This window comes from Kitasatospora purpeofusca (assembly GCF_036010405.1).
GTDB classification, from domain to species: Bacteria; Actinomycetota; Actinomycetes; order Streptomycetales; family Streptomycetaceae; genus Kitasatospora; species Kitasatospora purpeofusca.
In genome coordinates this window covers 9,288,169-9,313,410 of record NZ_CP108561.1, presented here as the reverse complement: position 1 = coordinate 9,313,410, position 25,242 = coordinate 9,288,169, and the positions used below count along the sequence as shown (strand labels likewise).

The 25,242-nt window shown below is 74.6% G+C and carries 17 protein-coding genes; 4 read left to right on the top strand and 13 right to left on the bottom strand.

Going from position 1 to position 25,242, the window contains the following annotated elements; translation table 11 throughout:
• Positions 1-22: 22 nt before the first annotated feature.
• From OG715_RS40500 to OG715_RS40475, 6 genes are all read right to left on the bottom strand, one after another.
• Positions 23-1,258 carry an acyltransferase family protein gene (locus OG715_RS40500; RefSeq protein WP_266272187.1) on the bottom strand — a complete coding sequence of 412 codons (1,236 nt, stop codon included), beginning with the start codon at positions 1,256-1,258 and terminating at the stop codon, positions 23-25.
• A gap of 137 nt (positions 1,259-1,395) precedes the next feature.
• A complete protein-coding gene (gene hppD, locus OG715_RS40495; protein WP_266272188.1) occupies positions 1,396-2,562 on the bottom strand; it encodes a 4-hydroxyphenylpyruvate dioxygenase in 1,167 nt (388 codons plus the stop codon).
• 1,138 nt (positions 2,563-3,700) lie between these two features.
• Positions 3,701-5,890: a catalase/peroxidase HPI gene (katG, locus tag OG715_RS40490; protein ID WP_266272189.1), complete on the bottom strand. Its 2,190-nt coding sequence runs from the start codon at positions 5,888-5,890 to the stop codon at positions 3,701-3,703.
• A gap of 234 nt (positions 5,891-6,124) precedes the next feature.
• A complete protein-coding gene (locus OG715_RS40485) occupies positions 6,125-8,161 on the bottom strand; it encodes a glycosyl hydrolase (protein ID WP_266272190.1) in 2,037 nt (678 codons plus the stop codon).
• A gap of 98 nt (positions 8,162-8,259) precedes the next feature.
• The gene (locus OG715_RS40480; RefSeq protein WP_266272191.1) at positions 8,260-8,922 is read right to left on the bottom strand and encodes a response regulator; all 663 of its coding nucleotides are present in this window, start codon (positions 8,920-8,922) and stop codon (positions 8,260-8,262) included.
• Positions 8,919-10,145 carry a sensor histidine kinase gene (locus OG715_RS40475; RefSeq protein WP_266272192.1) on the bottom strand — a complete coding sequence of 409 codons (1,227 nt, stop codon included), beginning with the start codon at positions 10,143-10,145 and terminating at the stop codon, positions 8,919-8,921. The genes OG715_RS40480 and OG715_RS40475 overlap by 4 nt, the downstream gene beginning before the upstream one ends.
• Before the next feature lie 322 nt (positions 10,146-10,467).
• Here OG715_RS40475 and OG715_RS40470 point away from each other — a divergent pair, with 322 nt between their 5' ends.
• Positions 10,468-11,958 (top strand): alpha/beta hydrolase family protein, encoded by a 1,491-nt coding sequence (locus OG715_RS40470; protein WP_266272193.1) that lies wholly within the window; start codon positions 10,468-10,470, stop codon positions 11,956-11,958.
• Between the two features lie 116 nt (positions 11,959-12,074).
• Here OG715_RS40470 and OG715_RS40465 read toward each other — a convergent pair whose 3' ends face one another.
• Complete coding sequence (locus OG715_RS40465; protein ID WP_266272194.1) at positions 12,075-13,019, bottom strand: LysR family transcriptional regulator; 945 nt, start codon at positions 13,017-13,019, stop codon at positions 12,075-12,077.
• A 109-nt stretch (positions 13,020-13,128) separates the two neighbouring features.
• Here OG715_RS40465 and OG715_RS40460 point away from each other — a divergent pair, with 109 nt between their 5' ends.
• Together OG715_RS40460 and OG715_RS40455 are read left to right on the top strand one after the other, a co-directional pair.
• Positions 13,129-14,097 (top strand): NAD(P)H-binding protein, encoded by a 969-nt coding sequence (locus tag OG715_RS40460; RefSeq protein WP_266272195.1) that lies wholly within the window; start codon positions 13,129-13,131, stop codon positions 14,095-14,097.
• Positions 14,087-14,452, top strand: a complete 366-nt coding sequence (locus OG715_RS40455) for a darcynin family protein (protein ID WP_266272196.1) — start codon at positions 14,087-14,089, stop codon at positions 14,450-14,452. Before OG715_RS40460 ends, OG715_RS40455 begins: the two co-directional genes overlap by 11 nt.
• Before the next feature lie 60 nt (positions 14,453-14,512).
• On the opposite strand, the gene OG715_RS40450 is transcribed toward OG715_RS40455, so the two are convergent.
• Entirely contained in the window at positions 14,513-15,397 is an 885-nt protein-coding gene (locus OG715_RS40450) for a prohibitin family protein (protein ID WP_266272197.1), read from the bottom strand.
• 168 nt (positions 15,398-15,565) lie between these two features.
• A complete protein-coding gene (locus tag OG715_RS40445) occupies positions 15,566-16,744 on the bottom strand; it encodes a serine hydrolase domain-containing protein (protein ID WP_266272198.1) in 1,179 nt (392 codons plus the stop codon).
• Positions 16,745-17,314: 570 nt separating this feature from the next.
• Between OG715_RS40445 and OG715_RS40440 the strand changes: the two genes are divergently transcribed.
• Positions 17,315-17,680 (top strand): nitroreductase family protein, encoded by a 366-nt coding sequence (locus OG715_RS40440; RefSeq protein WP_266272199.1) that lies wholly within the window; start codon positions 17,315-17,317, stop codon positions 17,678-17,680.
• Positions 17,681-17,889: 209 nt separating this feature from the next.
• On the opposite strand, the gene OG715_RS40435 is transcribed toward OG715_RS40440, so the two are convergent.
• From OG715_RS40435 to OG715_RS40420, 4 genes are all read right to left on the bottom strand, one after another.
• Entirely contained in the window at positions 17,890-19,665 is a 1,776-nt protein-coding gene (locus OG715_RS40435; RefSeq protein WP_266272200.1) for an ABC transporter ATP-binding protein, read from the bottom strand.
• A 180-nt stretch (positions 19,666-19,845) separates the two neighbouring features.
• A complete protein-coding gene (locus OG715_RS40430; protein ID WP_107084371.1) occupies positions 19,846-19,983 on the bottom strand; it encodes a SapB/AmfS family lanthipeptide in 138 nt (45 codons plus the stop codon).
• Between the two features lie 123 nt (positions 19,984-20,106).
• Positions 20,107-22,770: a class III lanthionine synthetase LanKC gene (gene lanKC, locus OG715_RS40425; protein ID WP_266272201.1), complete on the bottom strand. Its 2,664-nt coding sequence runs from the start codon at positions 22,768-22,770 to the stop codon at positions 20,107-20,109.
• A gap of 123 nt (positions 22,771-22,893) precedes the next feature.
• A complete protein-coding gene (locus OG715_RS40420; protein WP_266272202.1) occupies positions 22,894-25,116 on the bottom strand; it encodes an FUSC family protein in 2,223 nt (740 codons plus the stop codon).
• Positions 25,117-25,242: the final 126 nt, after the last annotated feature.

The window sequence follows — 25,242 nt, the reverse complement described above, 5'->3', positions numbered from 1 at the left end:
CAGCTCCCTTGCTGTTCACGCGTCAGCCCGCCGTGCTGCCGGGCACCGGGACCGCCGGGCGGCGTGCCTCGTCGAGCAGTGGGGGTGCGGTCGGGGTGGCCGCTGGGCGCGGCCGGGCGAACCGGCGCATCGCCGGCAGTTCGACGTACCGGTGGAGCAGCCGGGCGGCGAGCAGGGACAGGGCGAGGAACAGCGCGGTCGCCGCCATCGCGACGGGTGTGCTCCAGCGGCCGCCGCCGAGGGCCCAGTGGGCGACCATGACGACCGGCCAGTGCACCACGTAGAAGGCGAACGAGGCCTCGCCGAGCCGCACCAGCGCGGGGCGGCGCAGCCAGGACCTGCGGCCGTCGCGGTCCGCCGCCGCGGCCGAGAGGATCAGACCGGACACGGGCACGACGGTCGCGGCGGCCGGCAGGAAGGCGAAGGGCAGGGTCGCCAGTGCCGTCCCCAGGGACAGCACCAGCGCCAGCCCGGACAGCGCCATGCCGGGCACCACGCCCCGGCCCTCGCGGACGATCCGGGCCAGCAGCATGCCGAGCACGAACTCCGGCAGCCGGCCGAGCGGGAAGAAGTAGGGGATCCAGAACTGCCACTGGGAGACCTCGACGTCCGGCACGGTGCGGCCGCCGCGGAACTGCGAGGCGATCACCGCCACCAGCCACACCGCCAGCACCGCGCACCCGGCGGCGGCCCAGAGCCGTTCCGGGCGGATCCGTCGCAGGCGGGGCAGCAGGAAGGGGAAGAGGGCGTAGCAGAACACTTCGACGGCCAGCGACCAGGTGACGATGTTCAGCCCGGCGGTGAAGCCGGGGCCGGGCAGCCACGCGTGCAGCAGCAGCAGGTTGGCCAGTGCGGGCAGCCAGGGGAAGCCGCCGCCGGACCCGCCCGTCACGGCGGAACCGGTCGCGAGCACGAACACGAACAGCAGCGCCCACACCACCAGGTGGTTGGGGTAGACCTTGGCGGCCCTGCGCCGCCAGAACGAACGGGCGCTCCCGCCGCCGCGGGCGCCCTCGCCGTCGCGGGCGGACCAGGTGAGCACGAACCCGCTCAGTACGAAGAACACCGAGACGCCCACCATGCCCAGCGGGAGCACGGCTTTGACGGCCTGTTCGGCCCGGTCGTCCCGGAACACCTTCGCGACGTACCAGGCGTGGGTCAGGAACACCCCCAGCGCGCAGAGGAACCGCAGCCCGGTGAGGGAGGGGTACCGCTCCACCTGCTGTTCTGCCGGACGCTCCGGTCCTTCGTCGGACACGAGTCCGCTCCCTTCGACGTGGTGACGTGGTGACGTGGTGACGCAGTGACGTGGTGCCTTGCTGCTGTGCTGCTGACCTGCTGACCTGCTGTGCTGCCTTGCTGCCTTGCTGCTGAGCCGGTGTGCCGGACGGCCGCTCAGAGGTTGCCGCGGCGTTCCTGCTCGCGCTCGATGGCCTCGAACAGGGCCTTGAAGTTGCCCTTGCCGAAGCCCTGGGAGCCGTGGCGTTCGATGAGTTCGAAGAACACGGTCGGCCGGTCCTGGACCGGCTTGGTGAAGATCTGCAGCAGGTGGCCGTCCTCGTCCCGGTCGGCGAGGATCCCGAGCTCGCGCAGTTCCTCGACCACCGCCCCGGTCCCGTCGAGCCGTTCGCCGACCGCGTCGTAGTAGCTGTCCGGGGTGTCCAGGAACTCCACACCCCTGGAACGGAGTTCGCGGACGGCCGTGACGATGTCGTCGGTCGCCAGGGCGATGTGTTGGACGCCCGGCCCGCCGTAGAACTCCAGGTACTCGTCGATCTGGGACTTCCTCCGGCCGACCGCCGGCTCGTTGAGCGGGAACTTGACGGTGCGGGTGCGGTCCGCGACGACCTTGGACATCAGCGCCGAGTACTCGGTGGCGATGTCGTCCCCGACGAACTCCTTCATGTTGGTGAAGCCCATGACGCGGTTGTAGAAGGCCACCCACTCGTCCATCCGGCCCAGTTCGACGTTGCCCACGCAGTGGTCGATGCCGGTCAGCAGCGGCAACCGGGCACCGGCGGCGGGCGACGGCCCGCGGTGCACGTAGCCGGGCAGGTACGGGCCGTCGTAGCCGGTCCGCTCGACGAGGCTGTGCCTGGTCTCGCCGTAGGTGGCGATCACGGCGGTCCGCACCGTGCCGTGTTCGTCGGCCGTCTCCCGGGGTGCGGCGAGGCCGGTCGCACCCCGTTCCACCGCGAGCTCGTGGGCGCGGCGGGCGTCCGGGACGGCGATCGCCACGTCGAGCACGCCGTCGCCGTGGCGGGCGACGTGCCCGGCGACGAACGCGGCCTCCTCGCCGACCGCGCGGACCGCCGAGGTGAAGACGAACCGGATGTCGCCGGAGACCAGCACGTAGGACGCCGTCTCCGGATGGCCGGTCTCCGGACCTCGGTAGGCGACCAGCCGCATGCCGAACGCGGTGGCGTAGAAGTGTGCGGCCTGTTTGGCGTTCCCGACCGCGAACTCGACGGCGTCGATGCCCAGGACGGGGAACGGCTCGGTGGACAGGGTCCGCCCGCCGCGGGCCACCTGGGCGATTTCGGGCAGCACAAGATCGGTCATCAGGGTTCCTTCGTGAGAAGCCCCGGTTCCGGACCGGGGAGCAGACAGGACATGGCTCGGCGCAGCAGGGCAGGGCAGGGCAGAGCGGGCCAGGGCAGAGCGGGCCAGGGCACAGCGGGCCAGGGCAGAGCGGGCCAGGTCCGACCGCCGCGACCACCGTCACGGCGGCACGACGTCGCGCCGCGCACCGCACGGGCATGCGACCGCACCCACCGGAACGAACCCGCACGCGCCCGCGCGGGCGCGCGTGGAAGAGGTGAAGGTGGAGCGGCGAACGCCGGTCAGGTGGTCACAGCGGATCCGGGCACGACGTGCACACCGCACGGGACCCCGGACCGGGACAAGGTGAAGGCGGGCGTGCCGCACCGGCCGCTCCGGTCGTGGACCGGAGCGGCGCCTGCCCGACGGTGCGCGGGCGCGCGGGAATCACGTACGGCGACCGGCCGCGCGGACGGGACGTCCGCCTTTGGTCGGCGCCGGGCCCCGGAGGCGTCGCTCAGCCGGAGCCGGGAAATGATCGCAGGGCCGTTGCCGGAAATTCCTCGACGGCCGGCCCCTGGTCGGTACAGGGTCGGACCGGAACGAATTCCCGACCGACCTGGAAACGCACTCCGAAAAGCCCCGGGAAATCCTTGCGGACGGTCCCGGACGGCCTCGCCGAATCCGGCGACAATGCGGGCATGCGTTCAGAAATGAGTACCATGATCTTCCATTTCCCCCGTTTGTGCACAATGCCCGGATTCAACGGCGAGGTTCTTCTCGAACCGAGACCGGACAGGTCCACCCGCCCGCCGCGTCCGGAGCATGACGGAAGCGACGGAAAGTGACGGCAGTGCTGGTATCAAGGCGCTATTCATCGGAAATGCGATGGCCTGCGGGGGAGGCGTTTCCACTCCTTCGCTCCCCCAGCGACGGGATCACACTACCCCACCCCGAGGTCGATTCAAGAGCGTCGCCGACGAATTTTGCAGGACGCACCCGCACTGCGGAGCGGAACGGAAATGCGTCGGTTCCGCTCACCCCGGAGCGGAACAGGGGCCGTTCGGTTCCGGTGAATCACGGAACGGAAAGCACCGGATCCGGTTCCCCGCGATTCCCCCCGGTGCCCGGCCGGACGACCGTCCGGCCGGGCATTCGCTCAGCGCAGGTCGAACCGGTCGAGGTTCATCACCTTGGTCCACGCAGCCACGAAGTCCCGGACGAACTTGCCGTCCGCGTCCCCGGAGCCGTAGACCTCGGCCAGCGCGCGCAGTTGGGAGTGCGAGCCGAAGACGAGGTCGACGGCGGTGGCCGTCCACTTCACCGCGCCCGTGGCCCGGTCCCGCCCCTCGTAGACGTTCGCCTCAGAGGCCGAGGGCTTCCACTCCGTGCCCATGTCGAGCAGATTGACGAAGAAGTCCGTGGTCAGCGTCTCCGGCCGGTGGGTGAGGACGCCGTGCGGGGAGCCCCGGAAGCCGGCGTTCAACGCCCGCATCCCGCCGACCAGGACCGTCATCTCCGGCGCGGTCAGCGTCAGCAGGTCGGCCCGGTCGAGCAGCAGGGTCTCCGGCGACAGCTTCTCGTCGGCCCGCAGGTAGTTCCGGAACCCGTCCGCCCGCGGTTCGAGCACCGCGAAGGCCTCCACGTCCGTCTGCTCCTGCGAGGCGTCGGTACGCCCCGGGGCGAACGGGACCGTCACGGCCTGCCCGGCGGCACGCGCGGCCCGCTCGACCGCCGCGTTGCCGCCCAGTACGACGAGGTCGGCGAGCGAGATCCGCCGGTCGCCGCTCTGCGCCGCGTTGAAGTCCCGCCGGATCTCCTCCAGCCGCCGGACCGTGTCGGCCACCTCGGGCAGGTCGTTGACCTCCCAGTCCTTCTGCGGCGCGAGCCGGATCCGGGCGCCGTTGGCGCCGCCGCGCAGGTCGGTGCCGCGGTGGGTCGCCGCCGACGCCCAGGCGGTGGCGACCAGTTGGGGAACACCCAGGCCGGAGTCGTCGATCCGCTTCTTGAGGGCGGCGACGTCCTCGTCCGTGACCGGCTGGTGGTCGGCGGCGGGGACCGGGTCCTGCCACAGCTGCGCTTCCGGCACCCACGGTCCGAGGTAGCGGGACACCGGGCCCATGTCGCGGTGCAGCAGCTTGTACCAGGCCTTGGCGAACGCCTCGGCGAGCTGGTCGGGGTGCTCGTGGAAGCGCCGGCAGATCGCCTCGTAGACCGGGTCCTGGCGCAGGGCGAGGTCCGTGGTCAGCATCATCGGGGCGTGCCGCTTCGCGGGGTCGTGCGCGTCCGGCACGGCGCTCGCGGCCGCCGGGTCGGTGGGCTTCCACTGCTTGGCCCCGGCCGGGCTGGTGGTGAGCTCCCAGTCGTAGCGGAACAGGTTGTCCAGGTAGCCGTTGTCCCACTTCGTCGGCTCGGTGGTCCAGGCGCCTTCGAGCCCGCTGGTGAGGGCGTCGGCGCCGGAGCCGCTGCCGCAGGTGCTGCGCCAGCCCAGGCCCTGCTGCTCGATCGGGGCGCCCTCGGGCTCCGGGCCGAGGCAGGACGGGTCCACGGCGCCGTGGCACTTGCCGAAGGTGTGGCCGCCGACGATGAGCGCGACCGTCTCCTCGTCGTTCATCGCCATCCGCGCGAAGGTCTCCCGGATGTCGACGGCGGCGGCCCTCGGGTCCGGATTGCCGTTGGGGCCCTCCGGGTTGACGTAGATCAGCCCCATCTGGACGGCGCCGAGCGGATTGGCCAGCTCGCGGTCGCCGGTGTAGCGCTCGTCGCCGAGCCAGGTGTCCTCGGAGCCCCAGAAGACCTCCTCGGGCTCCCAGATGTCCTCGCGGCCGAAGCCGAAGCCGAAGGTCCGGAAGCCCATCGACTCCATGGCGCAGTTCCCGGTGAACACCAGCAGGTCGGCCCAGGAGATCTTCCGGCCGTACTTCTGCTTGACCGGCCAGAGCAGGCGCCGGGCCTTGTCCAGACTGGCGTTGTCCGGCCAGCTGTTGAGCGGCGCGAAGCGCTGGGCGCCGCTGCCGCCGCCGCCCCGGCCGTCGGAGATCCGGTAGGTGCCGGCGGCGTGCCAGCTCATCCGGATGAACAGCGGGCCGTAGTGGCCGTAGTCGGCGGGCCACCAGGGCTGGGAGTCGGTCATCAGCGCGATGACGTCCCGCTTCAGCGCCTCGACGTCGAGGGTGGCGAACTCCGCGGCGTAGTCGAAGTCCTCGCCCATCGGGTCGGAGAGGGGCGAGTTCCGGTGCAGGACCTGGAGGTCCAGCTGCTCGGGCCACCAGTCACGGTTGCTCCGGGGCCCGGTCGCCTTGGGGGTGGGGGAAGGAATTGCTGGGTTTTCGCTCTCGCTGCCGGACACGTCCGCCCCTTCGTCCTTAGTCGTTTTCTGCCCTTTCGCCCGTATGGTCCCGCACCCGGGACCGTACGGCGGGCAGAACACGCGGGGCCTTCGCCCGCCGGAACGGACGGCGGCAGGTCGACGGACGGCGGCGGGCCGACGGGCCGGGCGGCGCGCGGCCGGACGCCGGACGCCCCGGCCCCCGCGCGGTGGCGGGGACCGGGGCGTCGGCGGCGAGGAGCAGGCCCGTCCGGGTCAGCTCCACCTCCGTAGGCCGTCCAGGTACACGGCGGTGCGGCCGGTGGCGCCCGGGGCGGGGGTGAACTCCACGCCGATCTCCTGGACGTGGGCGGGGTCGGGCACCCCGGCCAGGTCGAGCCGCAGGGTCCGCCCGTCCGGGCCGACGGTGACGGCGGGGCTGCCGGTCCAGGTCCAGCCGGAGGCGTCGCCGGTGCCGGTGCGCACGTACAGCGTGGCGGTGGTGCCGCCCGCCTGCTGCCCCCAGGGCGCGGTGCCGGCGGCGACGGTGAGCACGGTGGCCCCGGTCAGGTCGGCGGGGGCCGTCCGCCGGAGCCGGACGGCGCCCCGCTCGGGCTCGACGTCGGCCTTGAGCGCGCTGCGGCCCTCGGCCGCTCCCTCGTCGGCAACCACCCAGGGCCCGGCCGCCGCGCCGGAGCCGGACCAGCCCTCGGTACCGTGCTCGAAGCCGGCCAGCAGGCCGCCGCGCCGCATGTCGTCCAGGTAGACGGCGGAGCGGCCGCTCGCCCCGGCCGCGGGGGCGAACTCGACGCCGATCTCGCGGACGTGGGCCCGGTCCGGCACCCTGGTCAGGTCCAGGACCAGCCGGGTGGACTTGCTGTCGACGGTGACGGCGCCCGAGTCGGTCCAGGTCCAGCCGGCGGCGTCGCCGGTGCCGGTGCGCACATAGAGCTTGGCGCGGGTGCCGCCCGCCTGGTCGCCCCAGGGCGCGGTGCGGGCGTCGACGCTGAGCAGGGTGTCCCCGGAGAGGTCGAGCGGGCCGACCTTGTTGAGGTAGGCCGCGCCGGTGCCGAGGTCCACGTCGGCCTTGAGCGAGCCGCTGCCGCGGGCCGACCACTCCGTCACCTGCCACGGGCCGGCCGCGAGGTGCCAGCCGCTCCAGCCCTGGGTGTCGCTCTCGAAGTCCTGGTAGGCCACCGGCGGGTTCTCCGCCGGGGCGGCGGCGAGGTCGACCCCGCCCCGGTTCACCGTCCACGGGTCGTTCATCAGCTTGGTGCCGTTGAGGTTCCGGGCCGGACTCCACTCGTTGTTCCAGGCCAGGAAGTAGGAGGTGCGCGGGAAGCGCTCGTGCAGCGCCTTCACCCACAGCTCGTAGTCGAAGGTGCCGCCGGCGCCCGAGCCCGGACCGATCTCGGTGAACGCGAACGGCTTGCCGAGCTCGACCAGCTTCTCGTAGCCGGTGATCGCCGACGGGTCGGCGGTGTAGCAGTCCAGCCCGACCACGTCGGCGTAGCCGCGGCCGACCCAGTAGGCGGTGGGGTCGGCGGAGCCGCAGTTCGGCGCGTACGTCCACAGCAGGTTGTGCAGGCCCTTGGTCGTGGTGAGGTAGTCGTAGGTGCCGCGCCACAGTGCCGCGAAGTCGGCCGGGTCCTGACCGCCCCACCAGAACCAGTAGCCGTTCATCTCGTGGAACGGCCGGAACAGCACCGGCACCCCGGCGTCGGACAGCCGGCGCAACCCGGCCGCGATGTCGTCGAGTTCGGCCCGCCAGGCCCGGCCGGCGGCGGTGGCCGGATCGGACAGCTGACGGAAGGCCGGCCGCGGCAGCGGAGTCCGCCAGGCGGCCCCCGCCACCGGGTTCGGCAGGTGGACGCTGACCGAGACCAGTCCGCCGCGACCGGCGTGGTCGATCATCTCGGTGTCGCAGCCCGAGTCGATCGCGGTCGGCGCGCCGTCGGCGTTCCAGCCGCTCGCGTAGTCGCAGGCCAGCACCGCCGGGAACCGGCCCGTCCGGTCGGCCAGTTCGGTGACGTCCCGGTACTGGGTGGCGAAGTCCTTGCCCGACCCCGGAGCGGCGCTGCCGCTGTACCCGGCGAAGAATCCGGACGCCGTCCTGTTCCGCAGGCCCCGGTCGGGCAGCTGCGCGAGCCAGTTCAGCACCGCGCGCGCCTGCGGGCCCGCGCCCGCGTCCACCGGTTGGACAGCAGCCGCCGGTTGGACGACGGCCTCCGCCGCCGGCGCGGCGGCGCTCCCGCCGCCCAGCATGCTCGCCACCGCGAGCAGGACCGCGACGGATCGTCGACGCAGCCTCATCAGCACCCCCCGTTGCTTTCAGCACGGCAGGACCGTCCGTCCTGCCGATGATCACACTAGGGCTTGGCCGTCCGCCCGTACGACGACCGGTGGCGGCGTCACCCCGGGTGGACGAGGCGGTTCTCGTGGGCGAAGACCACGGCCTGGATCCGGTCGCGGAGTTCGAGCTTGTGCAGGACCCGCCCCAGATGGGACTTCACGGTCGCCTCCGCCAGGTACAGGGCGGCCGCGATCTCGGCGTTGGACAGCCCTCGGCCCACCTCGACCAGCACCTCGCGCTCCCGGGCGCTGAGCCGTCCCAGCCGGTCGTCGCGCGCGGCGCCCCGGCCGTCGGGGATGTGCGGGCGGAGGGTCTCCAGCAGGCGCCTGGTGATCCGCGGCGAGACCACCGCGTCGCCTGCGGCCACGCTCCGGATCGCCGCGAGCAGCTCCTCCGGCCTGGTGTTCTTCAGCAGGAAGCCGGAGGCCCCGGCGTGCAGCCCGGCGAAGGCGTACTCGTCCAGGTCGAAGGTGGTGAGGATCAGCACCCTGCTCCGCGGGGAGACCCGGACGACCTCGCGGGTCGCCTCGATCCCGTCCGTCCCGGGCATCCGGACGTCCATCAGGACGACATCGGGGCGCAGCTCCCGGGCGCGGCGGACGGCCTGCTCCCCGTCCGCGGCCTCGCCGACCGGGGCCATGTCGGGCTGGGCGTCCAGGACGGTGCCGAAGGCCATCCGCAGCAGGGCCTCGTCGTCGACGATCAGGATCCGGATCGTCATGCGGACACCGCCCCGGCGCTGTCGAGGAGGAGGCGGGTCCGGACGGCCCAGCCGCCGCCGGGCAGCGGTCCGGCCCGCAGGGTCCCCCCGTAGGCGGCCGAGCGTTCGCGCATGCCGGGGATGCCGTGGCCGGAGGGGGCGGCAGAGGCGGAGGCCGACGGGCGGGGGCCGGTGTCGGTGACGTCCACGGTGACGGTGCCGGCCGAGCAGCCGATCCGGACCGTCGCCCGGGTACCGGCGGGGGTGTGCTTGAGGGCGTTGGTCAAGGCTTCCTGTACCAGGCGGTAGACGGTGAGCTGCGCGGTGGCGGGCAGGTGGCCGTGGCCGCCGCGGACCTCCAGCCGGGTCGGCAGACCGGCGGCGGACATCTGTTCGGCGAGGGCGTCCAGTTGGGCGATGCCGGGCAGCGGGTGGCGTTCCGCGTCCGGTTCGTCGGCCCGCAGGACGCCCAGCGAGCGCCGCATGTCGGTCAGGGCCTGCCGGCCGGTCTCGGAGATCTGCCGCATCGCGGTGTCGGCCCGCTCGGGCGACCGCTGCCGGGCGTAGCCGGCGGCGTCGGCGAGCGCGACCATGACGGACAGGTTGTGGGTGACGATGTCGTGCATCTCCCGGGTGATCCGTGCCCTTTCCTCGGCGACGGCCAGTCGTGCCTGCTGCTCCTGCTCCCGCTCCAGGTGCGCGGCCCGTTCCTCCACGGCCGCGAGGTAGGCGCGGGTGGTCCGCACGTTCATCCCGAGGACGGCGGCGGCCGCGGTCATCGCGGTGACCGCGACGAACGGGGTGAGGAACGCGCCGTCCGGCGCCCAGCGCAGGCAGGCCAGCAGGACACCCGCCTGCACGACCGCTCCGGCGAGCAGCGTGGTGCGGCGGTCCGAGTGCGCGGCCAAGGTGTAGAGGGCGACCAGTACGGCGATGTCCGCGGGGAGTTGGACGTCCAGCAGCCATTGGACGAGGGCCGCGGCCACCACGGCGCCGAACACCGCGAGCGGGGCCCGGCGGCGCCACAGCAGGGGCAGCGCGAGGGCGGCGGTGAGGGCCACGGTCTGCACCGGTTGACGCGGCGCGGGCGTGGTCGCGGCGTTGAGGAGGAGGAGCACCGGCAGCAGCGAGTCCCACACCGGGGGCGGCAGGCGGGGGATCCGGCGGGCGGCAGCCGTCGCCCGTTCCCACGGGCGTGCCCCCGGCCGGTGGGCCCTGCCGGGTTCCGCGGCGGCCTCGGTCATCACGTGTCCCTGTCGATCCGGTGTCGTGGCGGCCCGGTCGGGCCTCCACCGGGGACCGCCGGACCCGCCTCGGGTACGGGGACCGCACTCCGTGCGCCGTCCGGCTCGTCCCGCGGCCCTGTCACGGTAGGCCACCGGCCCGCCGGGCGCATGGGTCCACCGTCGGACGGCGTCCGGGCCGGTGTACGACCGGAGGAGGAGAGGGACACCTCCCCCGGTCGCAACGCGGCCGCCGATCCGGCGCGTTCGCCTGCCACCCGGGTCGCAGCGGTGACGCCCACCGCGCCCGCCTGCGGTCGGACCGGGTGGCGACCCGGGAGCGATGTGGCGTCGGGGGCCCGGCGCCGACGATGGGCCCGTGACCGAGATCATCACGGGACTGTTCATGTCCCCCCTGGAAATCCTTGCCCTGCTGAGTGCCCTCGCCCTGGTGGTGGTGCGCTGGCTGCCCCCCGCGGCCCGCCCGCGCACCACGGTCGCGGCGGGGGCGGTGCTCCTCCTGTCCGTGCTCGTGCTGGGGGTGACCGGGCTCCGCTGGCAACTGCTGCCCGTCCTGGCCGGCGCCGCCCTCGTCCTGCCCTTCGTCCTCGCTCCCCTGCGGCGGCGCCGGACCGGCCGGTCCGCGTGGCGGGCCCGCTGGTGGCTGGCGCTGCCGGGATCGCTGGCCTGCGCCGGGCTGATCGCCGGCGGTCCGGTGTCCGCCTGGGCCTTCCCCGTCCCCGTGTTCCCCGAGCCCACGGGCGAGTTCGCGGTCGGCACCCGGGTGCTGCAGTGGACCGACCAGCAGCGGCCGGAGACCTTCACCCCCGATCCGGCCGACCGGCGCACGGTCGTGGTCCAGCTCTGGTACCCCGCGCAGCAGAGCCCCGCCGGTACGCCGAGGGCCCAGTACCTCGGGCGCACGGAGGACGAGGCGCGCACCGTCTCCGCCGCCCTCGCCCGCGGCGTCGGCCTGCCGGACTTCCTGGTCGACGGTGTCCCGCACGCCCGCAGCCGTTCGGTCTTCGACGCCCCGGTGGCCGGGGGCGGCGAACGGTTCCCGGTCGTGCTGTTCTCGCCCGGGTCGGGCGGGGTGCGCACCCAGAACACCGCCTGGGCGGAGGAACTCGCCAGCCACGGCTACCTGGTGGCCGCGCTGGACCACCCGTACGACTCCGCCGCCGTCGTCCTCGCCGACGGCCGGACGGTCACCACCGAGACCTCCTCCTCCGGCGACGCGGAGCAGGACGAGCAGTTGGCGGCCGGCTGGACGGCGGTCCGGGCCGCCGACCTCGGCTTCGTCCTCACCCAGCTGGACGGCCTCGGCCGGGCCGGGAGCGGCGACCCGCTGACCGGGCGTCTGGACACCGGCCGGGCCGCGGTGACCGGCCACTCGATGGGGGGCGCCGCCGCGCTCCAGGCGGCCCGGCAGGACCGCCGGTTCCGCGCCGTCGTCGATCTGGACGGCTTCCCGCACGGCCCGGCCTCGCCCGCCCTGGACCGGCCGGCGCTCGCCATGACCCAGGCCCTCACCGGGGCGACCGACGCGCGGTACCTCCCCCGGCTGACCGAGGCGCTCGCGGCCAGCACCGCGACGAGCTACCGGCTCACCGTTCCCGGCGCCGCGCACCTCAGCTTCATGGACGGCCCGCTGTACCTGCCGCCCGTGCCCGCGATCGTGGGCTCCCTGGGCCGCACCCGCAGCCCGCGCGTCGTCGCCGGGGCCACCCTCGCCTTCCTGGACGCCACCCTGCGCGACCGGCCCGGCGACCTGGCCGGCGCGCTGTCGGCCTACGGCAGCCTCACCGTCCGGTCCCCGGGCGGCGGGGGCTGAGGGGTCGGCGCCTCCGGCCGACGACCGCTGACGCACGTACGGCACCGCAGCACGGCGGTGCCGTACGTGCTGTGGCGCGTGCCGTACGTGCGGTGGCGCGTGCCGAGGTCAGGGGCTCACCCCGCCGGAGCCGGGCGCAGCACCCGCCGCACGGCGGCGCGCAGCCACTGGTGGCCGCCGTCGGCGGCATGGCGCGGGTGCCAGGCCATGCCGATCGTCAGCGGCGGCAGTTCGAGCGGGATCTCCAGCAGCCGCAGGCCCAGCGTCTGCGCCGCGCCGGAGAGCGGTGACGGCGGCTCGCCCGGCAGCGCGACCGGCACCAGGCAGACCACGTCGCCGGTGGCGGCCAGGGTCATCGCCGCCAGGTGCCCGGGCAGGACGGCGCTCACCCGGCGGCTGAGCCCCTGTTCGGCGAGCGCCGCGTCCAGCGGACCGGTGAATCGGCCGCGGCGGCTGACCACCACGTGTTCGGCGGCCGCCAGCCGGTCCGGCGTCAGCGGCCCCTCGGCGAGCGGGTGGCCGGCCCTGACCCCGGCCGCCATCCGCAGGGTGGCCAGCTCCTCCACCAGGGTCTCCGGGTCGACGTGGTCGATCGCGCCGATCTCCAGGTCGACCCGGCCCTCGCGCAGGGCGGGCCCTGCCTCGGCGTCCTCGGCCAGCACCCGCAGCGAGACGCCCGGCGCCCGGCGGCGCGCCAGTGCGAGCAGGCCCGGTGCCAGGGCCGCACCGACCAGGTCGGCGGCCTGGACGGTGAAGGTGCGCCGCAGCGCGGCGGGATCGACCCCGCCGCCCGGGGTCAGCAGCGCCTCCAGCCGGCGCACCACGGCGGCGGCCTCGTCCCGCAGTTCCTCGGCGCGGGGTGTGGGCACCATCGCCTGGCCCGCCCGTACCAGCAGCGGGTCCTGGAGGACCCGGCGGAGCCGGGCCAGGGTGCGGCTCATCGCCGCGGGGGACGTGTGCAGTCGCGCGGCGGCGCGGGTGACGCTCTGCTCGGTCAGCAGGGCGTCGAGCGCGACCGCGAGATTGGCGTCGAGGTTCGGATCCTGGCTGCTCACCGGCATTGTTCCGTTCTGGGCAAGGATTGGATGCTGAAGTTCCCATTGTGGCAATACGGTCGCCGTCCGCACGATGAGGGGGCACCACTGATCCGACCGAGACCGTGAGGTTTTCATGATCGTCATCACCGCCCCCACCGGGAACATCGGCCGTCGGCTGCTGTCCCTCCTGGTCGAGGCCGCGCCCGCGCACGGGGAGGAACTGCGGGTCGTGGTCCGCGATCCGGCCCGGCTGCCCGAGGGCGTCCGCGACCGGGTCGAGGTGGTCACCGGCTCGCACGGCGACGCCGCGACCGTCGAGCGCGCGTTCGCCGGCGCCGACGCCGTGTTCTGGCTGGTCCCGCCGGACGTCTCGGCCGCGCCCGAGGACGGGTGGAGCGGCTTCACCCGCCCCGCCGCCCGGGCCTTCGCCACCCACGGCGTCGGCCGGGTCGTCGGGGTGTCGGCGCTCGGCCGCGGCACCGCGCAGGCGGCCCGGGCCGGGCTGGTCACCGCCTCCCTCGCCATGGACGACCTGATCGCCGGCTCGGGCGTCGCCTACCGCGCCCTGGCCTGCCCGTCCCTCTTCGAGAACCTGTTGGAGGAGGCCGGCTCGATCCGCGCGGACGGCGTCTTCACCGACACCGTCGCCGCGGACCGCCGGGCCCCGCTGGTGGCCGTCGCCGACATCGCCGCGACGGCGGCCGGGCTGCTGCTGGACCGTTCCTGGAGCGGCGTCGACAGCGTCCCGGTGCTCGGCCCGCAGGACCTCTCCCCCGAGGACCTGGCCCTGATCATGACCGAGCAGCTCGGCCGCCCGGTCCGCTACCGGCGTCGGTCGCTGGACGACCTGCGGTCCGAGCTGCTCGGGTACGGCCTGCACCCGGCCTTCGCCGAGGGCGTCGTCGAGATGAAGCGCGCCAAGGACGAGGGTCTGGACGCGGGTCTGGACGCGGGCGTCGGGCGCCCGGCGCGGCCGGCGGTCCCGGCCACCGGGTTCGCGCGGTGGTGCGCCGAGACCCTGAAGCCCGCCGTCCTCGCCGACCCCGCCGCCGACACCGCCCCCACCGCCGACACGACCTCGGAGGCCACCGGTGCCCGCTGAGCCGACCGCAGCGCCCGTCACCGCGTTCATGCTGGTCAAGACGACGCCCGAGTGGCTGGGGATGACCGTGGGCGAGCGGGTCCACGGCTTCACCACCCAGGTCCTCCCGGTGATCGAGGCCCGCGCCCGGGGCGTCCGCTCCCGCTTCTACGACACGGAGTTCTACTCGGCGCGGGTGACCGACATCTGGGTCTGGGAGGCGGACGACCACGATGCCTACCGGCTGCTGGTCGACGCGCTGCGCGAAACCCCGTTCTGGGACCGCTGGTTCGACGTCGTCGAGCTGCTCGTCGGCACCGAGAACGGCTACGCCCGCACCTACGGCCTGGACCCGGTCGCCACCGTCACTGCCTGATGGTCCGTCATTGCCCCTCCCCCGCAAACATGTCGGGGAGGGGCGGACCGGCCTCCGGGCTCAGCGCTTGGTGCCGTCGACGATGACCGGCGTGCCGTTGGAGCCGCAGGGGCTGGCATAGACGGCGTTCTTCTCGGCGGCGGCCTTGAAGGCCTCGATGCACTGGCTCAGCAGGATCTTGTCGGTCAGCGAGCCGGCGATCGCGGCGTTGGCGGCGGCGGTGCTGTCGGCCTCGATCTTGCGCTTCTCGGCCTCGGCCTTGGCCGTGCGCACGGACGCCTCCGCCTGGGCGGTGGCCTGGTCCTGCTGGATCTTCTGGTCGATGGCCTTCTGCAGGCCGTCGCTCGGCCGGACGTTGCGCAGGTTGACCCCGTTGACGAGGATGCCGCGCGGGGCCAGCCGGGCGGTGATCAGCTTGTCGATCTCCGAGCTGATCGCCTCCCGCTGCGAGCTGTAGCCCTCGACGCTGGTGTGGCGGGCGAAGACATTGCGCACGATCTCCCGGCTGTCCGGGTAGACCAGCCGCTGCTGGACGGCCTCGGAACTGCCGGCCAGCTTGTACAGCTCGACGGTGTGCTGCGGGTCGATCGACCACTTGACCGTCAGGTCCGCGTACAGTACCCCGCCCTCGGAGGACCGGACCTCGACGGTCGAGTCACCGGTCAGATCGAGGTCGACGGGCCGGGTCGAGAAGGTGGTCACGTCGGTCAGCGGCGACTTGAAGTGCAGCCCCGGCTGCCAGGCCGAGCCGACCTTGCCGAGGCTGGTCGGCACCCCGACCTCGGTCGGATCGACCACGTGCACAAAGGTGGTGAGCCCCAGCAGCAACCCGAGGGCACCGGCGAGGAGTCCGCCCACGGTGACCGGCCAGGACCCGACCTTGCGCCAACGGAGAACGAGCAGACTGACACCGATGGCCAGGAACAGCAGGGAAACGATCAGCATGGAAAAGTCTCTCGGACCGAAATGATCACACCGGACGGCCGCAGCCTAGACAGCCCACCCTCGCCTCCATAAGTCACGTCACGCGATATTCATACGACCAACCCCCCTCGTTGGCCGAGGGGAGCGGGAGGCACCCCGGCGCCGCGTCCGCGGCGGCCCGGTGGCGCATCAGCCGCAGAGGGCTGCCGCCTGCGCCTTCAGGATCCCCTTGCTCAGCGGGAAGGGCGCCTGGTGCTTGAGGTCGGCCCCGAGGTCGTAGACGTTGGCGGCGATGACCAACTGCCGCCCACCGTCGACGGTGGTGAACGAGTAGCTGGTGTAGCCGGGGCCGCCACCGTCGGTCAGCCAGACGCCGACCGGCGGCCTGCCGTCCGACCCCGAACCGCACGGCAGGTCCATGCGCTGCACCCCGAGTCCGTACGCCACCGGTGTGCCCTCGGGCTCTACCGTGGTCAGGAGTTCGCGCTGCTGGGCGGGGCGCAGCAGCTTGCCGCCGAACAGGGCCCGGTGGAAGCGGGCCAGGTCGTCGACGGTGGAGATCATGGCGCCGGCGGTCCAGTCGTACGACGGGCTGAACCGTGTGACGTCCTCTCCCTTGAGGTCGTACCCGTGCAGGTGGGGGCCGCGGACGACCGGGTCGGTCAGCGGGAAGGAGGTGTCCTTGAGACCGAGCGGGTCGAGGATCCGCCGGCGGATCTCGGCGGACGCGCTGCGGTGGGTGACCGCCTCGATCACCAGACCGGCGAGCAGGTAGTTGGTGTTGGAGTACTCCCAGCCGTGGTCGGGCGCGGTGAACGCCGGTGCGTGGCGGACGGCGCGGGCGACCACCTCCCGCGGGGTGTAGAGGTGGTCCCGGTCGTGGTGCTCCAGGTAGGGGGCGAAGAACTCCGGCTCGGTGGTGGGGTCGTAGATGCCCGAGGTGTGGTCGAGCAGCTGCCGGAGGGTGATGGTCCGGCCGTCGTTGCCGTTGCCCTGGACCACACCGGGCAGCCACTTCTCCACGCTGTCGCCCAGCGAGAGCCTTCCTTCGCCCTCCAGTTGGAGGAGCACCGTGGACACGAACGACTTGGTGTTGCTGGCGATCCGGAACCGATGGTCGGGCCGGGCCCGCTCGCCGCTCGCCGTGTCCGCGACCCCGACGGCCACCCGTGACTCCCGCTCCCCGTTCCTGGCGTAGGCCACGACGCCCGGGAATCCGTCCGCGACCGCCTGTTCGATGCTCTCCGTGAGGCCGGCGGGCGGCGCGGCGGGCGCCCGCTCCGCGACGGCCGAGGCCGGGAGGAACCCCGTCACCGCCACCGCGCACAGCCCCACCCACAGTGCCGCGATCCCCGTACGTGTCCTCATCGGTGTTCCCCTGACTTCGGTGCCCTGCTGGTTCGTACCCAGCCTGACGGTCCGGCGCACCGGTCGCCCATCCCGCTGACACCCCGGCCGGTACGGGGGTTTGCCCCAGGTCCGAACCGTCCGTCACCGCCGGGCACGACGAGGCCGGGTGTGTGCCGCTGCCACTGGTCGTCCTTCAGGTCCGAGGGGCGCCGGCGTCGTTGCGATCAGAGCCGAAGATTTGATGGTCCGCCGTCGAACACACCATCGGAGTAACGGTATTTGACGACCAGTCAGCATCTTCCGGCCGGAGCGGTCGCGACAGCCGGCCGAATCCGGACGCGCCCCCACCCGGCACCCGCGCGAAGGATCCGGTCGCACCGGACCCTCCGGGAGGCGGCGGACGTGAAGGCGGGGTGAAGGATCCGACGGCGGCCGAAGGCGGCGCCGAGCTGCCCTCTTCATGAACACGGCGCGGTCCGGTCCCCGCCGGACCGCGCCGTCGGCGCTCGGGAGGACCGGAGGGCACCGCCGTCGCCGGGGCCTGCGCATGCGGACGAACCGGGCATCACGACGCCCCGGCCCCGCACGATGCGCTGCCTGCGTCCGATCGGACCGGCGCCCGAGCCGGACCAGCTCAAGGCCCTCTCCTACTACCTCTCCCGGCCGGCCTCGGACCCGCAGGCCCCGGTGGTGGACGAGGCGCCCGCGGTGCTGGCGGTCCATCTCGACCTCGCCGGCCTCCGGCAGCGCTACGGGCTGCGCGCGCTGCGCCTCGGTCTGGCCGAGACCGGGCACCTCGCCCAGAACCTGCTGCTCACCACCACCGCCCACGGCCTCGGCACCACGCCCCTGGGCGGACTCTTCGACGACCTGGCCCACGAGCTGCTCGCCCTCGACGACCTGGACGAGCCGATCCAGTACCTGCTGCCGCTGGGCCGCCCGGCCGCGCCCTGAGCGGTGGGTCGGGCGGCCGGGCGGCCGCTCCGCCCGCGGATCCGGGTCGGAGCACGGCCCGGGTGGCCTCCAGGCGCCGGACGGCGGTCCGGACGGCGTTGGTGAAGGTCCAGAACAGCGGCAGGGTGTCGGCGGCGCGCTCGGTCCTGGTGTTCCGGCCCGGGGCGAACATCGCGGCGACGGCCAGGCGCAGTTCGGAGTCCCGCAGGTCATTCGTGGCGGACCGGCACCTGGCCGGTCTGGGCGGCGACGAGTTCGCGGTAGGGGGCGCAGCGGGCGAGGAGGGTGGGGTGGTCGGCGGCGTCGACGGCGGTGCCCCGGTTCATCATGATCACGTGATCGGCGTGCTGGACCGTGGAGAGCCGGTGGGCGACGACCACGACGGCGCTGCGGCGGGCGAGTTGGTCGACGATCTCGCGGAAGCGCAGCTCGTTGAGGCCGTCGAGCTGGCTGGTGGGCTCGTCGAAGAGGACGATGTCGGCGCCGGTGAGGAGGGCGCGGGCCAGGGCCATCCGCTGGCGCTGGCCGCCGGACAGGTCGAACTCGCGGCCCAGGACGGTGTCCAGTCCGTGCGGGAGGCGGTCGACGTCCTGGGCGAGGCCGACGGTGGCCAGCGCCCGGGCGAGTTCGCCGTCGCCGGCGGTGCTGGTGCGGCCGAGCTGGAGGTTGTCCCGGGCGCTGGCCTCCAGGAGGGTGAACTCCTGGTCGACGTAGGCCATCCGGGCCCGCAGTGAGCCCAGCGGCCAGGTGCGGATGTCGTGGCCGAGGATGCTGACCGACCCGGCGCCGGGCCGGACGAAGCGGCCGACGAGGGAGAGCGCGGTGCTCTTGCCCGCGCCCGAGGGGCCGACGACGGCGGTCAGGCCGGTGCGCGGGATGCTGAAGGAGGCGGAGTCAAGGGCGGGCCGTCCGGTGCCGGCGTGGGCGTAGGAGACGCCGCGGAAGACCACGGCCGGGGCGTCGGGCACCGGGACGGGGGTGGGGCGGGCCTCGTCGTCGGGGTCCGCCTCCCGGGGCAGGGCGAGCAGTTCGTTGCAGCGGTCCCGGGCGGCGAGTCCGGCCTGGAGCCGGCCGAAGCCGGTGGCGAGGGTGTTCACGGAGGGGACGGTCTGGAGCAGGTAGAGCAGGAAGGCGACGAACTCCGCCACTTGCAGGTGTCCGGCCGCCATGCGCGCGCCGCCGGTGAGGATGACCGCGATCATCGCGAACTGGTTGCCGAGGGTGAGCGCCGCCGGCACCAGGGCGCCCAGCCGGGCCCCGGTCAGCGACACGACGCGCAGTTGCTCGGCGTCCTGCTCCAGCACGCGGTCGGCCACGGCTTCGGCCCGGCAGACCTTGATGGTGGTGAGGGCCTCCAGATCGGCGGTGAAGCGCTGGGCGATCCGGCCCACCGCCTCCTGCTGGCCGGTGACATTGGCCCGCATCCGGCGCATGATCAGCAGGACCAGGCCGGTCAGGGCGGCCAGCGCGGTGACGGTGACGGCGGTGAGCACCCAGTCGATCCACACCATCACCGCCAGGGTCGCCAGCACCCCGAAGGCGGCCAGCGGGAGCTGCATCGCCACTTCGACGACCTGGCCGAGCAGTTGGGCGTCGGAGGTGACCCGGGCGGCGAGCTCGCCCGTTCCCCGGGCCCGTACCACCGGCAGCGGCAGCCGCAGGGCGTGGGCCATCACCGTGGTGCGCAGCCGGTAGGTCATGCCTTCGCCGACCTGGGCGAGCTGGAAGCCGGAGAGGGCCTGGGCGGCCGCCTCGCCGACGGCGGCGGCCGCCATCAGCAGCAGTCCGGGGGTGAGGGACCGGTGGGCGGAGAAGTCCCCGACGATCCGGCGGACCAGCAGCGGGAGCGCGAGGGCCGCGACGGTGGCCACCACCGCGAGGAGCAGGGCGGTGGCGAGGCGGACCGGCTGGACGGCGAGTTCACGGCGCAGCCGGACCTGCGACGGCGCGGGGGCGACGACGGTGTCGGCGGGCCGGGCGGCCACGGGGCACCTCTCTGCTGAGCGGATCGGCGGGGTCGTGAGGTGGAGGCGGCGGTGGGGGAAGCGAGAGGGCCGCGGCGTCGGAACGCCGCGGCCCGCGGGGCCGGGCGGGTGGTCGGTGGACCACCCGCCCGGCCTGACCGCTCGAACCCGCACGGGCCGCCCGGCGGACGGCCGGGCGGATCAGAGACAGAGAAGCGTGCTGACCGTGCTGGTGCCGCAGTTCAGGACGCTCAGCGAGCTGGTGTGGTCGAGGGTGTCGTCGATCGGGGCCGCCTCGGTCTCGGGCAGCTCCATGGCCTGGAGGTCGAGGATCGCCATGATGGTCTCCTTCACTTCGGGGTGGATCGCCCGGCCGGTCGGCCGGGAGTCTGTGGTGGCGCGCACGCGCGGCGGCGCGCTCGGGGTGCCGGTGGGCCGGGGGCCCTTCCGGCGGGGGTGCGGTCAGTGGGGCGCGGCCGGCGGTGCGGTGACCGCCGGCGGTGCGGTGGCGGACGGCGGTGCGGTGACCGCCGGTGGTGCGGCAGCGGCCGGGCCGGTGAACGGGAGGAACGGGGTGCCGGCGAACGCCGTGCCGAGGGCCAGCAGCACCCCGGCCGATCCGGTCGCGAGGTCCGTGGACAGCCGCAGCAGCTGGTCGCCGGGGAAGGCGAGGCAGCCCCGGTAGGGCACCTGGTGGAGCGCCAGCAGCGCCCGGTGCCGGTCGGGGGACGCACCGCCGGAGCCGTTGCCCGGGCCCTCGTCGGCGCGGTCGCCGGTCAGGGCCAGGTAGCCGATGAGTCCGGCCCGGCCGTTGAAGAGGCCCGACTGGATCACGAACTCCGGCTCGGCGGCCCGGCGGATCAGTGCCTGCCGTTCGGCCGGGGCGGCGGTGGGCCGGTGGCGGAGCAGGGCGTCCAGGGCCAGCCCGATCCCGGCGCTGCCGGTCTCGATGTAGGGCAGGACGCGACGCCGGTCGACCACCTGGAGGGTGCCGTCGCTCACCTCGACGCAGCGGGCGAGGTCGAGTTCGAGCAGGGCCTCGGCGCGGTCCAGCAGGGTGCGGTCACCGGTGTGCTCGTACAGCCGGACCAGCGCGAGCGCGGCACCCGAGGAGCCGGCCAGCAGTCCGGCCGCCCCGCCGCCGTGCTTCTCCCAGGTGGTCGCGGCGGCGGCGGCCGCGTTCAGTGCCTGCTCCAGCAGCCGTTCGTCTCCGGTGGCGCGGGCGAAGTGCAGCAGGGTGAGCGCGGTCCCGGGCCCGCCGGAGGCCAGCGTCGGCGCCGGCGCCGAATCGCCGTCGGCGGCGTGCCCGTCCAGCCGGTGCAGCAGTTCCAGCGCCCGTTCGCGCTCCCCCAGCAGGTCCAGGACGTACGCGACGCCGTGGCCGCCGTGGTAGAGGCCGGGCGACGTCCGGCGGCCGAGGGCGGCCTCGGCCAGCCACCGCACGTGCGCGGGGTCCACCTCGGCCCCGGTGCTGTGCAACGCGTAGAGCACCCCGGCCGCGCCGTGCGCCAGCCCCAGCCCGCCCTGGGTGAACTGGGCGACGTCGCCCGGGAACAGGCGGTCGAAGCGGTCGGGGGTGGCGGCCGCGGCGATCCCGGCGGCGAGCGAGTCCCGGATCGCCGGCCAGTCGGCGACCGGTGCCTCCAACAGCGCGCGGGCCTCGGCGCGGCCCTCCGCGAGTTCCGGGCGGGGCGTACGCCCGTCACCGGGGGTACGGCCGAGCAGGCGGCGGACGTCGTCGGTGTAGCCGGGCGGAACCGGGAAGCGACGTTCGACGGCGTCCGCGAGCTGTCCGGCCTTGTCCGCGTCGAGGGCGGTGAGCTGGACCAGCGGGTAGAAGAGCCAGAGCCGCAGCGCCGCCAGCGCGTACCGGTCCACGCCGGTCCCGGTGTGGCCGGGCGGCGCGGTGAAGCCGGCGGCGCCCAGCGCGGGGCGCAGGAAGTCGTCGACGGTGCTGGCGAGTTCGAAGTCGATCAGGGACAGCTCGCCGTCCGGCCGGATGATCAGGTTGCGAGGGTGGAGGTCCCCGAAGACGACGCCCCGCTCGTGGATCCCGGCCACCGCCCGTTCCACCTGGTCGACGACGGCCAGGGCGTCACGGGTGTACCCGGCGACGGCCTCCTCGTCGGCATCGGGGTGGATCAGCGGGTAGCGGGCCGTCAGCCACTCGCTGAGGGACTGCCCGGCGACATACTCCTGGACCAGGAACTCGTGCTCCCAGGCCGTCAGCAGCCCGTGCTCCCGGGGGACTCCGGGGACCCCGGCCAGCCGCACCAGAACGGCGTGCTCGTTGCGCAGCCTGGTCACCGCGTCGACGCCGCGCTGGTCCAGCCCGGCGAACGGGCGGGCCTCCTTGAGCACCACCTTCGGCCCGTCCTGCTCGTCCCGGGCCAAGTAGACACCGCCCGCGTTGGAGAAGTGCAGGACCCGCTCGATCGTGTAGGGGAGTCCGGTGTCCTGCGGTGCCGCGCGCTCCGCGACCGCTTCGGCGATGCACTCCGGCACCGGTGCCCAGGGCGGCACCGAGAACGCGGCCCCGCGCACGTCCGGCACCAGCCGGCCGTCCGGTCCGGCCAGGGCGAGGACGAGCTCCCCGGCGTCGTTGCGGCAGTAGCGTTCGGCGAAGCCTCCGTACCTCAGGTACAGCGGCCCGTCCTTCCAGCGCAGGTCGCTCAGGATGTACGCACCCCGATGGCCGGCCAGCAGCGGGCCGAGTCCGTCGAGACAGCGCTGAAGCTCGGTGTCGTCGACCGGGTACAGGGTGCAGAACTTCCCGCTGGAGCCGCGGGGCGCGTACTTGGAGTTCTGCACCTGGAGGATGGGCAGTCCGCGCAGGAACTTGAAGGTGACGCGTTCCCGCAGGCAGAAGGCGTGGACGGTCTCCAGCACCTCCTCCGCGGTCCCGAGGCAGGCGGAGACGTGGATCTTCCAGCCCTGGTCCGGGATCCGCACGCCCGCCGGACGCACCACGGCCCACATCTCCAGGTCCCCGCGTTCCCAGCCCTCGGGCAGCGGCCGGGTGACGGCGGCGAACTCCTCCTGTGCTCCCCAGCGCCGGGGAAGCGGCGGCGACGGCGCGGCGGCATCGGGGCATCGGCGCCGGACCGGGGAACGCCACCTGGGCATCCCCGGCTCCGTGGGGGGCGACGATGCCGCGCCACGTCGTCACGAAGAGCTTTCGACCGGAACCCTGGACCGCCCCACCCGCCGGGGGACTATAGGAATGCGCAGCGCCGGAACCAGCCGGGCTCAGCCGGGCTCGTGGATCTGCTGGAGGTCGTCGAGCAGCCCCGCGAGCCACACCGCCACGTCCACCGCGTGCAGCGGCACCCGTCCGTCGGTGCCCGGCGCGGGCGGCGGACCGTCGAGTTCGGCCACCAGGGCGGCACGGGCCCGGGCGACGGCCGGGTGCGCGGCGCCCGCCGGCTCACGGGCGCGCAGGGCCGCCGCCTGGCGGCGGAACGCCGCCGCGACCTCGTCCGCGTGGCGCAGCAGCACCCGCGCCCCGCCCCGGTGGGGCGCGGCCGTCCCGGGCGGGATGCGGGCCAGCAGCGGTTCGGCCCCCCGGACGGCGTGCTGGCCGGCCAGGACGGCGGCCTGCCAGTTGGGTCCGTCCCCGGCCGGGTCGTGCCGTTCGCAGCGGTACTGGGCGTACATCGCCTCGGTGAGCAGGGTGGAGTTGCGGGCCCGGCGCAGCGCACCGCCCGGGCGGCCGGTGCCGGTCAGCACCGCGACCGTCTCGCGCACCGCGTCCGCGCTCTCCTCCAACAGCCCGGCGGTTCGGCGGCGCAGGTCCTGGGCGCCGCCGCGCGGCCAGGCGCAGAGCCCGGCGAGAAGGCCGATCGCCGCCCCGGCGGCGACGTTGACCACCCGGGCCTCCGCCAGCCGCCAGCTCGCGGGCGCCAGCTGGGTGAAGACGAGGGCGACCACCAGGGTGAACAGTCCCTGGCCCCAGGCCGGCCCGAGCGCCGGTCCGGCGGTGAAGGCGATCAGCATCACCGGCGGCAGCGCGAGGGCGTAGACCAGCGGGTGCTCCCCCACCGCCAGCAGCACCGCGGCGGTCGCGGCGGCGCCGAGGGCCGTCCCGACCAGCGCGGGGCGCAGGGTCGTCCGGGTGTCGGCGGCGCTGGTGCGCATCAGGGTGAGCGTGGCGAGCAGCACCCAGAAGCCGTGTGACAGGTCGAGGCCGCCGGCCAGCAGCCGGGCCGCGCCGAGGGCGCCCGCGGTGCGCAGGGCGTTGCGGAAGGCGACCGAGCGCGGGGTGAGGTTGGCGCGGAACCGGCGCCACCACAGCAGCGGGGCGGGGTCGTAGGCGTACCAGAACGGCCCGGGCCGCTGGTCGGCGGGCGTCTCGTCGGGCGGCAGCGCCGCGTGCCGGCCGACCCGCACCGCCCGGACGACGAAGCGGGCGCCCTCGGCGGAGTCCAGGGCGGCGGTGCCGAGCGCGGGCCGGAGGCGCCCGCTGCGCTCGGGCGGGGCCGCGTCGGCGGCGCGGACGGTGTCGGCGGCGCGGACGGTGTCGGCGGCGCGGACGGTGTCGAAGGCGCGGGCGGTGTCGAAGGCGGCGAGCTCGCGGTCGAGGACACCGGTGTCCGGGACCGGGCCCGCCCGGGGCAGCCCGGCGGCGGCCGCGCGCAGGGCCTGCGCGGTGACGGCGGTCAACTGCGCCGCGCCCGGGTAGGGCCGGGCGAGGCGGAGGATCCGCAGCACCTGCGGGCCGGTGTAGCGGAGGGCGGCCGCGCAGTGGGTGAGGGCGCGGTCCACGGCTCCGGCCCCGGCGGGGCGCTCCATCACCGGGACCCGGCTGAACCGCAGCTCGTCCAGGCGGGCGCGGGCCCGGTCGGCGGCCGAGGTGACGGCGCCGGGGGCCGCCGCCCGGACCGCGCACGCGTCGGCGGCGAGGTCCGCCAGCTCCGCCAGGGCGTGGGCGGCGCGCGACAGCCGGCCCCGGTAGTCGGGCGGTGCCGGCTCCGGCCACAGCAGCAGTTCGGCGGCGGCGAGCAGCAGCAGCCCGGCCGTCGCGCCGAGCAGCCGCTGCGGCAGGGCCTCGGGGCTGTAGGGCGGGAAGCACGGGAGGATGTAGAGGAGCTGGAGGCCGTTGGCCAGTCCCACCATCCGGGGGCCGCCGACGGAGCCGTAGGACACCGCGAACCCGACGCCCACCATGCCCAGGGCGGCCGCCCAGGAGTGCACGGCCAGCACGGTGCCGAGGCAGACCAGCGCCCAGGCGGCCGGGAGCGTCCACAGGATCGTCCGGGCCCGGGTCCGCGCGGAGCCCTCCACCCGGGCCAGCACCCCGAGCGCGATGGCCGCGAACAGCGCGTAGGTGGCCGACGCCGGGCGGTCCAGGCCGTAGCGGAAGGTGTAGAACCCGGCGCAGGCCGCGGCGGTGACCCGGACGGCGCGGTGCGCCACCGCCGGGGCGGGGCGTACCCGCCGCAGCCGCTCCGCGCGCCCCGGCGATCGGCGCATCGCACCTCGCTCCCGTGTCCGCGTGGGGTGTGGGGTGTGCCGCCCCGGCGCGGGAGGCCGCCGCCGGGGACGGGGACGGACCCTTTCACCGTAGGACAGTGCCCGGCGTCGGCGCTTCCCGGCGTC